8 protein-coding genes are annotated in these 12,072 nt (G+C 39.9%); 4 read left to right on the top strand and 4 right to left on the bottom strand.

The features are described from left to right. Window positions 1-73: 73 nt before the first annotated feature. Window positions 74-1,438 (bottom strand): lipid-A-disaccharide synthase-related protein, encoded by a 1,365-nt coding sequence (locus ACM0OY_RS02390; RefSeq protein WP_414567295.1) that lies wholly within the window; start codon window positions 1,436-1,438, stop codon window positions 74-76. Window positions 1,439-1,711: 273 nt separating this feature from the next. Between ACM0OY_RS02390 and ACM0OY_RS02395 the strand changes: the two genes are divergently transcribed. From ACM0OY_RS02395 to ACM0OY_RS02410, 4 genes are all read left to right on the top strand, one after another. Then, a complete protein-coding gene (locus ACM0OY_RS02395) occupies window positions 1,712-3,796 on the top strand; it encodes a BamA/TamA family outer membrane protein (protein WP_414567296.1) in 2,085 nt (694 codons plus the stop codon). 223 nt (window positions 3,797-4,019) lie between these two features. Beyond that, window positions 4,020-5,369, top strand: coding sequence for a guanitoxin biosynthesis MATE family efflux transporter GntT (gene gntT / locus ACM0OY_RS02400; RefSeq protein ID WP_414567297.1), 1,350 nt, complete (start codon window positions 4,020-4,022; stop codon window positions 5,367-5,369). Window positions 5,370-5,394: 25 nt separating this feature from the next. Further along, window positions 5,395-6,411, top strand: coding sequence for an aldo/keto reductase (locus ACM0OY_RS02405; protein ID WP_414567298.1), 1,017 nt, complete (start codon window positions 5,395-5,397; stop codon window positions 6,409-6,411). A gap of 366 nt (window positions 6,412-6,777) precedes the next feature. Continuing rightward, window positions 6,778-8,151 carry a condensation domain-containing protein gene (locus tag ACM0OY_RS02410; protein WP_414567299.1) on the top strand — a complete coding sequence of 458 codons (1,374 nt, stop codon included), beginning with the start codon at window positions 6,778-6,780 and terminating at the stop codon, window positions 8,149-8,151. A gap of 254 nt (window positions 8,152-8,405) precedes the next feature. Here the strand turns inward: ACM0OY_RS02410 and ACM0OY_RS02415 are convergent, their stop codons facing one another. The 3 genes from ACM0OY_RS02415 to ACM0OY_RS02425 are packed head-to-tail and all read right to left on the bottom strand — an operon-like array spanning window position 8,406 to window position 11,657. After that, window positions 8,406-9,152, bottom strand: coding sequence for a sterol desaturase family protein (locus ACM0OY_RS02415; RefSeq protein WP_414567300.1), 747 nt, complete (start codon window positions 9,150-9,152; stop codon window positions 8,406-8,408). 15 nt (window positions 9,153-9,167) lie between these two features. Then, window positions 9,168-10,514: a cytochrome P450 gene (locus tag ACM0OY_RS02420; protein WP_414567301.1), complete on the bottom strand. Its 1,347-nt coding sequence runs from the start codon at window positions 10,512-10,514 to the stop codon at window positions 9,168-9,170. A 3-nt stretch (window positions 10,515-10,517) separates the two neighbouring features. After that, window positions 10,518-11,657: a glycine amidinotransferase gene (locus ACM0OY_RS02425; protein ID WP_414567302.1), complete on the bottom strand. Its 1,140-nt coding sequence runs from the start codon at window positions 11,655-11,657 to the stop codon at window positions 10,518-10,520. Window positions 11,658-12,072: the final 415 nt, after the last annotated feature.

Consider the following 12,072-nt stretch of genomic DNA (forward strand, 5'->3'; position numbering starts at 1 on the left):
ATTAGTGCTTCCCCATCCTCCCACACCTCCCTCTCCTCCCACACTCAATGTTTGCCCAATGCCCAATGCCCCTTCATCCCAACCGTTCCTGCAAACATTGGGCAATGCGTAGCGCTGCACCTGGTTTTCCCATGCGCCGCATGCCATTTTCAGCTATTATTTGTAAATTATCGGGATCTTTGAATAACGACTGTACCATTTTGGCAACTTCCGCTGGCTGCTCAACTAAAATCAAAGATGAGCCTAAAAGCCGACTTTGAGCTTGAGCAAACCCAGGGTTATATTGAGGACCGTTGCCGGGAATAGCGATCGCAGGTTTCCCTAAGCCGATAAACTGTTCTGTAGCTGTACCTGCCATCGCGATCGCCACATCTCCTAAATGCAAACAGTCATTATAAGCTTGTTGTGTTAACAGTAAATATGCATTTCTGTGCTTAAATATCAAGAGATTTGGGTCTGGAATTGGAATAGGAGATTCTGATGCAGTTCGCCAGCCTTGGGATTGTAAGCTTTGAGATAAGATATTACAGTCTAGACTGGGAGCGATCGCCCCTAAAAACACCACCGTGCCAGAAGTGTGGAAAATCGAATTTCGCTGTTGGAAACTTGTCAGCAATGCAGACACAGCAATCATAATTGTTTCCCAGTTGTTGTAGGCCTCTGGTGGACGGGAACCAGGTAAAAGAGTCACCACAAAAGGTCGAACAGTCTCCTGCTGGTGGCTAGCTAAACTATAAAATTGTGCAGATGAGAATGTTGGTTCTAGACCATCCATCATCGGATTTCCCAAATTCAAAGCTGGAATTGGCCATTGTTTTAATGTTTCCGTCGTCAGTGCATCTCTGAGGAACACCGCCCGACAACGGCGACGACTCATCAACCAACGTTCCCAAGGATGATAAATTGAACCAGAAAAGTTTTCCCAACTTACACCTTTAGATTTTTTTGGTAACAATCCAACTTCATCTCGCACATGATATTCTGATTTTGCCGTACCAACAAAAGCATAATTAGCACCACTAAAAGTTGCAAACAACAGTGGGACAATATCTCCCACAGCTAAAATTGCTCTCTTGTTACCTAATTTTTTTTGGGAACTTACCCAGCGGCGAATCGCTTTAATCTGGCTGAGGGTAAGTTGCAGTAAACCACCGCGGACATCCCGCGCCAATTGGCGTCCATCCATATAAATAAAGCCACCAGAAGGCATAGTGTGTACTGAACCGATGAAGGGAATATCCAACTGTTCGTAAGCACGTCCTTCACCTACCAGAGGTAAAGCAAAGATTTCTGGTGGGTTTGATTGTCGTAGGAGTTGTTGCAAAATTCGGACTGCAATTATATCTTCCCCATGTCCGTTACTTAATACAAGTAACCGCAAACGAGAAGTTGCAGCTTGGGAATTAGAAGCTGGGGAGAACCGGGATACATTATTCATAAGAAACAAAACATCAAAATTAACTGTCTGTTTGGGTAAGAAGTATAAATAGGGAATTCAGAGTGAGAATTCAGGATAGAAGCTGGAAACATTCTGCTTCTTGCTGCTGAATTATTACGTATTATCTCTATTTCTTTACTTGTTTACAACTAATACTAAATTCGGAAAGTATGTATTGTTTGAAATTTCTGAAACAGTCTTTTACTTAAGACTTTTAATCCAAAATCTTAAATCCAAAATTGTTATAACTCCTAACTAATTAAGTTAAATATTATGAAAATTTCTACAACTGCAATTCTTACTTTAGCAACTTTGGCTGCTGGCAATATTACTCAACAAGCCACGGCTGTACCTACTAAAACCGTTACTCCAACTGTAAAAGCTGATAACTTGGTAGTGCCAGTAATTGAAGAAACTCCCGCACGGGTAGAAACAATTTCTTCCCCAGAAACTATAGTTGCACAACAATTTTCCCAAAATCCCCTCCCACTGCCAACAACTGCAAACAAAAATTCCCCAGTAATCTTAAAACCAGCAGCCACAGTCATACAAAACCAAAAAGACAAGGTTAACCCCTCCGTAACACCTCTTCTCACCCCCTCTGGCCAAACGCCTGCTACTACCAACGATTTAGTAGTTACAGCTACAAGCGTACAGATAGTAGGAGCTAATCAAGAATTGCAAGAAATCCTTCGTAAAGTCATTAAAACTCAGACTGGTGGAGAAACTAGTCAAAGCCAGTTACAAAAAGATGTCGCAGCAATTTTGGATACAGGTTTATTTAGTAATGCCAGTGTAAATAGCCAAAGTACGTCTACTGGATTGAATGTAGTTTATCAGGTGCAACCAGTAATAGTGCGATCGCTGCAATTATCTGGTGCAAAAGTACTGACTTACCAAGTAGCCCAACAAAGTTTGCAATCTCAAATTGGCACCGTTATCAGTCCGGCTGGACTCCAGCAAGCAGTGGCACAAATTAATAAGTGGTACGCTGACAATGGTTATAACTTGGCACGGGTGCTATCAGTTAAACCTAACCCTCAAGGAATTCTCACCTTGAATGTTGCTGAAGGCTTGGTGGGTGATATCAAGTTTCGCTTTGTCGGTGAGGACGGCAAAACCGTTGATAGCAAAGGTAATCCTGTAGGAGGACGCACTAAACCAGATTTTCTCCAACAGCAACTCAAGCTCAAACCCGGTCAAATCTTCCAAGAAAATGTAGTTAAACAAGACATACAACAGCTATATGCCACTGGCTTATTTCAGAGTGTAAATGTTGCTTTAGAAGGAGACGCGACAAAACTTGATGTCGTTTATCAACTGAAAGAAACTGGGGCGCGTGGTGTTAACTTGGGTGGTAGTTACAACGCCGAGCAAGGATTGATAGGTACAATCAGCTATCAAGACCGGAATGTCGGCGGTATTAACGATACTTTAGCTTTGAATGTAGGTGTAAGTAGCCGGGACTTACAGTTTAATACAAAATTTATCAGTCCCTATCGGATAACTAACCCCGATCGCTTGGGTTACACTGTGAATGTTTTTCGTAATCGAGAAGTTTCTGAAACCTTTGATGATGAGATTAGGTTAGCTAACGGCGATAAAGTTCAAGAAGGTCATCTTGGTGGTGGTATCAGCTTCCAGCGACCAATTGACGACTGGAATACCTCATTAGGAGTTAACTATAATCGAACTAGTATCCGCGATCGCCAAGGTAATGTTACCCCAACGGACGCTCAAGGCAATCCTTTATCTGCCAGTGGCACAGGTGTAGATGACCTAACGACTGTATCCTTCACCGCCACCAAAGACCAACGAGATAACCCTCTTAATCCCACTAAAGGTTCCGTTTTGAGTCTGAGTACAGAACAATCTATACCTGTTGGTCAAGGTAATATTTCTCTCAATCGCCTTAAAGCGAATTACAGCCAATATTTACCAGTTCAATTATTTAGCAGCAAACAGCCACAAGTATTTGCAGTCAATGTTCAAGCTGGTACTGTCATTGGTGATTTACCACCCTACGAAAGCTTTAACTTGGGTGGTTCTAATTCAGTGCGCGGTTACGATTCTGGAGAAGTTGGAAGTGGTCGTAGTTATGTCTTAGCTTCGGCAGAATATCGCTTCCCGGTTTTACCAATTGTCGGCGGTGTATTGTTTGCCGACTTTGCGTCCGACTTGGGTTCTGGTGATACTGTATTGGGAAATCCAGCCGGTGTGCGGGACAAACCAGGTTTGGGTTTTGGTTATGGCGCTGGAGTGCGAATCGATTCACCCTTGGGCTTAATTCGCGCTGATTATGGTTTTAATGACCAGGGAGAAAGCCAAATACATTTAGGTATAGGGCAGCGGTTTTAAGAAGATGAGCGCTAGTTCTAAACAGCACTCTTGGTGTAAGTTCTTCTAGGCGCTGTGTTGTGCGGCGTTCTGGACATTAGATATCTTCAAAACAGAAGCGTTCTATTTGAAGTTGCGATCGCCTGTTGAAATCCAGCAGGTAGAGAGTGGTACTGGTATTTTTCACAGTTATCTATTGTACATTGTATAAATGCTGGACAGATGAGCTACTTCAAGTGAATCCATGAACCTTTCCCACTTTAGCCAATATCATTTCCTCGATCGCTTCTTTCGACTGGCGATCGCCAACGTTGTCTCTAACATCATAGTGCCGCTGTCAGGTTTAATCAGTGTGGCTTTCTTAGGACACCTAGAAGAAATCCGTCATTTAGCAGGAGTCGCCCTCGCTACCATCTTGTTTGATTACATCTACTTCCTTTTTAACTTTTTACGGATGGGAACCACTGGGGTGACCGCTCAAGCGGTTGGACGCGACGATCGCGAAGAAATGCTGCGAGTATTACTGCGGAATGGATTATTGGCTTTGGGCTTAGGTATGGCAATCTTGATTTTGCAATACCCTATCCGAGAACTGTGGTTTGCCATAGTTAGTGCTACTCCAGAAGTTAAAGCATCAGGGATTGACTATTTCAATGTCCGAATTTGGGGAGCGCCTGCGGTTTTGCTGAATTGGGTCATCATTGGTTGGCTGCTAGGACGAGAAATGAGTGGCAAGGTGTTGCTGATGTCTGTAGTGGGCAACGGTGCTAATGTGGTGTTCGACTACCTTTACATTGTCCGTTGGGAGTGGGCAAGCACGGGAGCCGGAATTTCTCAAGCTCTAAGTCAATATTTGATGTTGTTAGTAGGATTAGTTTTGGCAAGTCAAGACATCCAGTTCAAAGAGTTACAAACAGCATTCCAACAGCTTTGGGATTGGTTAGCCTTTAAATCTGCTTTTTCCCTCAACGGCAATATTTTTGTCCGGTCTTTAGCCAATATGACTACCTGGGCTGCCTTCGGTAATCTCAGTGCGGTAATGGGGACAATGGTGCTTGCAGAAAATGCTTTACTATTGCAGATCATATTGCTAAGTATATTTTTGGTGGAGGGAATTGGTTTTGCCACTGAAACCCTGACTGGCAACTTTAAAGGTCAGACAGCTAACGACGAGTTTATCCCCTTATTGCAGGTGACAGTAGGAAGCAGCCTGTCCGTGGGACTTTGCATCGCAGCAGCGTGCATCCTTTTTCCTGAGACTGTGTTTGGGTTATTATCTGACCATACTGAAGTTATCGAGCCAATTAAAGTTTACGTTCCTTGGTTAATCATCATTTTAGGATGTCAGGCTATTGCTAGTACCCTCGATGGATATTTCGGAGGTTTAGCAGAAGGGAAACCTATCCGTAACGCTAGTTTATACGGTGCTTTATTGGGATTTGCACCCTTAGCAGTCTGGGCATGGCAAGCTCATAGTAACCAAATTTTGTGGCTGGCTATGTCGGGATTTATGGTAACTAAAATGGTGGCGATCGCCATCCAAGTACCAAGAACTCTTCAGAATGATACTGAAGCGATCGCTTCTGTGGATTAATGTCGCAAATATAATTATTAAAATTATGAATTTACCCTCATCGAGCCGACTACAGTTAACGCCAGACTTGAATATCTGCCGTATATTAAATGGAATGTGGCAAGTATCTGGCAAGCATGGAGCAATAGACCCCACTACCGCTATTCAGACTATGTTCGATTATATAGATGCTGGGTTCACCACTTGGGATTTAGCAGATATTTACGGCCCAGCAGAAGATTTTATCGGACAGTTTCGGCATCAACTAGCTATAAACCGAGGACAAGAAGCTTTATCTAATATTCAAGCCTTCACCAAATGGGTGCCAAAACCTACTCCCATGACTAAGGAGTTTGTTGAGGAGCAAATTAATATTTCCCGCCAAAGGATGGGAGTTGAAACTCTAGATTTATTGCAATTCCATTGTTGGAGATACCAGGATAATAATTATCTGGATGCCCTCAAGTATTTGTCAGAACTTCAGGAAGAAGGCAAAATTAAGCACCTTGGCTTAACCAACTTTGATACCGAACACTTGCACGAAATTGTTGAGGCTGGAATTAATATCGTTTCCCACCAGGTACAATTTTCACTTATCGATCGCCGTCCGGAAGTGAACATGATACCATTATGTCTGCAAAAGAATGTCAAGCTATTCACCTATGGCACTCTCTGCGGTGGCTTTTTGTCAGAGAAGTTTTTGGGACAACCCGAACCTCAAGCAGAACAGCTTTCTACCGCTAGCTTGAAGGAATACAAAATCATGATTGACAAATGGGGCGGTTGGGGTTTATTTCAAGAATTGCTGACTGTACTCTCTTCTATTGCCGCGAAACATGGAGTTAGCATTTCTAATATTGCAGTTCGCTATATCCTCGATAAACCTGCGGTAGCTGGGGTTATTGTTGGTGCGAGGTTAGGGATATCAGAGCATTTAAAGGATAATGCTAGGGTATTTAATTTGCAGCTAGATCGAGAAGATAGCGATCGAATCAATGCTGTGTTGGAAAAGTCACATAATTTGTATGACTTAATCGGTGATTGTGGCGATGAACTCAGATAGGAGAAGATTTTGAGCCACACCCCTAGCTTCTAGCTAGGGGATTCTGGCTGAAAGGAAAGCACTAACTTTTCGCCCTTACAGCTATCTGGTTAGCGGTTTTCAGCTTATTGGAGAACTGCTCAGAGGGTGAATGACTCAGCCTACTTGTTTGCAGTTTGTTTGAAATCTCTTCCATACCTCCATTAAGAACGGCTCCGTCCTCTCCCACTGACTTAGGGCAAACGCATCTTGTCAATAAGAGCGTTTCAATCTCAATAAATTGAAAAATAATCGCATTAATGCCTGCTTATTGACAAAATTTTAGGCGATCGCTCACAGCTGTAGAACATCAATTTTGGATAATTTAGCAATTGCGGAAAATTAATAATGAAATCTTTCAGCAGGAAACTTGGTTTAACAGAAAATTGGATGGCACTACGTCATGATGTGGGAGGTGGACTGATTGTAAATCTTGTCTACATGGAAGGAATATTAACACCTGATACTATTAAACAAGCTCTTAAATTAGTTCAACAACGTCATCCCATCCTCCAGGTTTACATTGTTGAATCTGACGATGGGTTATATTTTCAATCGGGAGTAATAACGGAAATTCCCCTACAATTTATATACAAACAAGATGAGAATGAAGCGATTGAAATTGCGGAAAAAGAACTACATAGAAAATTTATAAAAGGTAAAAATCCTCTTTGTCGTTTAACTCTTTTGTATTCTTATCAACATCAAAATACATGTGAAATAATTATTACCTTTCATCATGCAATTGTTGATGGTATATCATGTATTCACTTTATTGATGACCTCTTATTTCATTGTCAGCAAATTAATGATGGAGAAGATATATCTAAAGTAGAATCACTACCTTTTCTTCCTCCGATAGAAAATTTAATTAATTATAATATTCTCAGTCAAAATAAAATTGAAAATCATCAAGTCACAAATGAACAACCCACTCTACTACCCCAATTAATTATCGAACATCAAGCATCAGCAAATGAACGTTTTACTCGGATGCAACCGCGAATGCTTAGTCAAGAAAAGACTAAGATACTAATTGAAAAATGTAAACAAGAAAAAACAACTGTGCATGGTGCTATTTGTGCAGCAATGCTATTTACTGCTGCAAAATTCATTTCAATAGATAAAGATAAACAGGTAAATTTATCCTACACTTTCCCTGTAAATTTGAGAAAATATTGTGAGCCTGAAATTACAGACCAAAATCTAGGTTGTTTTGTATGTGCGCTGGGTTTTAATCAGTTAGTTGAGCAAAATACATTTTTTTGGGACTTAGCTAGAGAATATAAATCCAAAATACATGATGCTTTAATTAGCAGTGTACATGTAAATCAACTACAACAAAGTATATTACCTGGGTTTGACAGAGATACCGAGATTAAATCTATGTTCAGTAATAAAAATCCTATGGGAAGAAGGAATATTTTTGAAATTTCCAATCTAGGCAAATTGAAATTACGATATAAAGCCAAGCAGCTAAAGATTAATAAATTATACTTTGCTACTCCTCTACTTAGTGATGATTGTTTTTGGTTAGGTGTGCTCACGCTAAATGAGCAATTATTTTGCAATTTTATTTATGTAGAAGCTGTAATAAGTGAGGAAAAAGCACAGTTATTTGCTGATGATGTGATGACAGTTATAGAAAAAGTGTGCAGTAGTAAAAATTCGATATTAACAATGCTGACTTTTCACGGTATGTGGAAAAGTCAAAGGGTGTAGGGTGTAGGGATAACTTGAGAAAACTTATGGGAGAGTCAAAAATTCAACAAAAATTACTTTTCTATAGGCTTGGCTTCGGATTTTATCATTTTCTATAAAGTCATAAATTGTATTTTCATACAATTGATTATATTCATGGATAGAATTTGTCTTTTCGTGGGGACTTAAGAAAACAAAATTTCTGTTCTGGAAAAATTTTAAAATCTCTGATAAAACAGTCACGATCTCGACTTACCCTCTAACTATATTGTTTCTTAAATACCCAAAATCGTCTTCAGCGTAACTGGCTCGTCACCTAAACCAAATTGCTCCTGGTTGCGATCAACCGTGTCTGGATCTACATAAGTTCCAAAGATGCGATCAAAGAAAGTGAACATAACGCCTAAGTTTTTCCCTTGTGCTTGATAGTGATGTAAGCTGTGAAGGCTAGGTGTGCAATAAACCCACTCCATTACCCTCATCCAAGGTTTCCGTTTTATATTGAGATGTGTCCAATGACTATTAACTGTGTTATGCAGGAACACAAAAATCATAACCTCTGGTGGAATATATAACAGTGGAAACCAAATAAACGCAAATTGAAATAAAAAAGAACTGGTCAAACTTATTTTTTGTCCAGCTAACCACCATAGCGACTTAATCGAATGATGCCAGTGGTGGGCAAGCCAAAGGAATTGATTTCTGTGCATTGCCCTGTGTAATAGATAGGAACTAAGGTCTGATAAAAGATAAGCAATTATTACTCTGATCCATACGGGTAAGGATAATATCCAAATTGCGATTAGTGACTCCTTAATCAAGGGTGAAGCTATTAAGTTTATGACTGGTGCAAAAAGATAGATTATAACAAAAGTAAAACCTGTTGATATTAGTGATGTTCCAAAATCCTTGAGAAATGTAGCTTTGTATTCGATTTGGATGAAAGGGGTTCGGATTTCCCAAAGCCACAGAATAACACCTGAAATAAAAATCATTGACAATTTTATTAGTAAGTCTCTCATTAGTCACCTCACTGGTCAAATTTTTATTGAAAAATCTTGTTTTACCAACTGCAAACCAACCGGAGCTAAATTTGCATTGCGACTTTGGGGTTTTACAGGCTGGTTATCCGGTAAGATTAATTGATATTCAGACACAGTAGTTGCCAAAATTAGCTTCATTAAATACAGAGCTAATTCGGCTCCAATACAACTCCGAATTCCACCACCAAAGGGCATAAATTCATAGACTGAAAACTGACGCTCAATAAAACGTTCTGGCTTAAACTTCTCAGGTTCTGGATATAAATTTTCTTGTCGATGCAGTAGATAATTACTGATAGAAACTATATTTCCCGGTTGTAATTCATAACCTGCTATTTCAGTGGGTGTGTTGACACCGCGAGGCAGAATAAACATTGTAATCGGATATATTCGTAAAGTCTCATTACAAACAGCAGTCAAATAGGGAAGACGATAAAGACTAATTGGATCGGAAAAATTCCCTAAATTTTCTATTTCTTGAAGCAGTTTTTCCTCAATTTCTGGATTGCGGTAAACGCAGTACCACGACCAACAAATTGCAGCAGTAGTCGATTCATTTCCTGTGGATAATAGTAATAACAAGTTATCCAGTATTTCTACATCAGTTAGAGGCTGTCCCTGTTCGTCACGAAACAACATCATTAGGGACAGCATATCTGTTTTATCTGGCTCTATAGGAGTCCGACGTTCTGCTATTTCGGCATAAATTAGTTGTTCTATTTGCTGGCGTGTTTGGATAAATTTCTGCCCTAAGTTTCTGTTGCCTAAAATTTTGGGGAAAAATCTTAACAGGGGAAAGCCAGCGGTTTTAGCTGCGAACAAATTCAACAGAGAAACTATCAGATTTTTCAGATGTTGATAGCGCTCTTTTTGAGCAGAACCAAACAAAATTTCGATGAGAACTTGCAGTGTAATATCCTGTGCAACTTCCCAAGCCAAAAATGATTGGTTGATTGGTAACTGCTGCATCACTTGGTGAGTGACATCGCAAATTAATTTTCCGTAATCGCGTACCTGTTTTCCATGTAGAGGAGGCATCAATATTTTACGCAAAATTTGGTGGCGATCGCCTTCGCTTGTCGCTACTGAATTATTGCCAAATATTGCTGTTAATTCTCCAGGAAACGAGACAATTCCTAAATGTCTATCCCGATTTTCGATAATCTGTTGAGCAGCTTGGGGAGTATAAAACATCATCAGAGGACTTCCCCAATCTACTCCTTTTGCCCAAAAAGCTTCAGGATGACTTGCAAATGCTCTTTCCCAGTAGCCAATAGGAGCGAGAATTAATTCAATTCTCTGCCACCATCCGGGAGTTTTCAAACTTTCAAGTTGTTTCACAAATTAACCAAAGTAATCCTCTAATTTTCCTTCTCTAACCGTATCCAATGTAAAGCAATGAAACCCACCACCAAAAAGTCGCCGATGTCTGTGCCTGACTGGAATAGGTGTAAAACCATGCTTCTCTAAGGTTGTCATCAGTTCGGGAAACAAAGAGTTAACAATTACTTTTTCTTCATCCACCGATAAAATATTTAAGTCAATATATTTGGTGGTGAGAATCAACTCGTCATCTTCATATTGAGGAAAAATATTCTCTGTTGGTTCTGGAGGATAAATGATATCCCATTTTTGTAAGAATTCTGGCAGTTTATGGAGAAATTGGGGGTTACGCAACAACAATTTTCCTGGTCTTAAAGGCAGAACGATACTATCAATATGATTGTCGGTCAACTGAAAAATCTTGTGTAATCTAAATTTATCCCCCAAATGTCGTTCTAACCACTGAAATCCTAACCAATGATTTTCTGTCGCCACATTGACGATAATATCTTTGCCCAAACGGATACATTGAGCGCCGTCAATCATCATCTCATATCCGACATCAAACTCTGAGGTGTTTTGGGCGTAAATATTTTCCACACAGGGGGTGCGATCGCTTGACACATAAGACATATCAAAAGAGCGATCGCTCATGATCGGTCTGGGCATCGTCGTCCATTTTGCCCCTTGATTAAAATAATTGTAAAATATCGGCTTTAACAAATCATTCTCGAAATACCTAGCTCTGATTTGAGGAGGCGTTTCAATAATTTCATTGCCAATAATTATCGCTTGGTCGCGCACATTTAAAGCAGGAATGCAAGTTGCCTCCCAATAAGGAGTTTTAAACTTAATGGGATGACTCAAGGTCATAGGTTTGTGGACTTTCACCCCTAACCCTTCCAGAGTTTTGGCCAGTTCTTCTACATCCTCTGCCAACTCTTCGAGATATTTTTTGCCGAGCTTCCTGGTTGAAGAGGTTTCTGCTGAATTTTCCTTTTGGCTTTCTTTTTTTTCATAATGAGGATACCAGAAGGCTGTGTAGGCCACATCATGAAAAAAAAGCTTAAAAGATAACTCCAAGTCTTGGCTATTGTAATTAATCGGCGACCCAACAATTACTTCTTTTAAGGAAGACCATTCATCAAAGCTGTTTACCATTAAATAACTTAGGCTACTGTTGTATATCTAAATAAATGTATCACGGTTAATTAATTAAGTAGAACAGCATAAATAATTAAAGGTTTGTAGTAAGGGCTTCAGCCCTCAAATAAAGACTAAATTCCTCACTACAAACAAATTTCAATATTTTTTACATTACTTCATATACTTTGATTTATTCTCGCCTACTTACTTATTGAGAATTAGCCTGTGGAAAAAGTCACGCTTTTTCGGGGCTTGAGGACTTCCCCTGAAAAGTCAGATCCCCTTCATCTCCCTTCTGATTTAAAATTTCTGTTCTCAAGACTAGTCTTTAAGTTGTAGCAAGCAGCCTGTCAAGTCGTAATTCCTCCCTAACATTACGGAGATAGAAGACAGGTTGAGTATGTTTCCGACTTCAGGATTTGTTGACTCT

The sequence above is a fragment of the Nostoc sp. CCY 9925 genome (genome assembly GCF_963920935.1).
In the GTDB taxonomy this organism is placed as follows: domain Bacteria; phylum Cyanobacteriota; class Cyanobacteriia; order Cyanobacteriales; family Nostocaceae; genus Nostoc.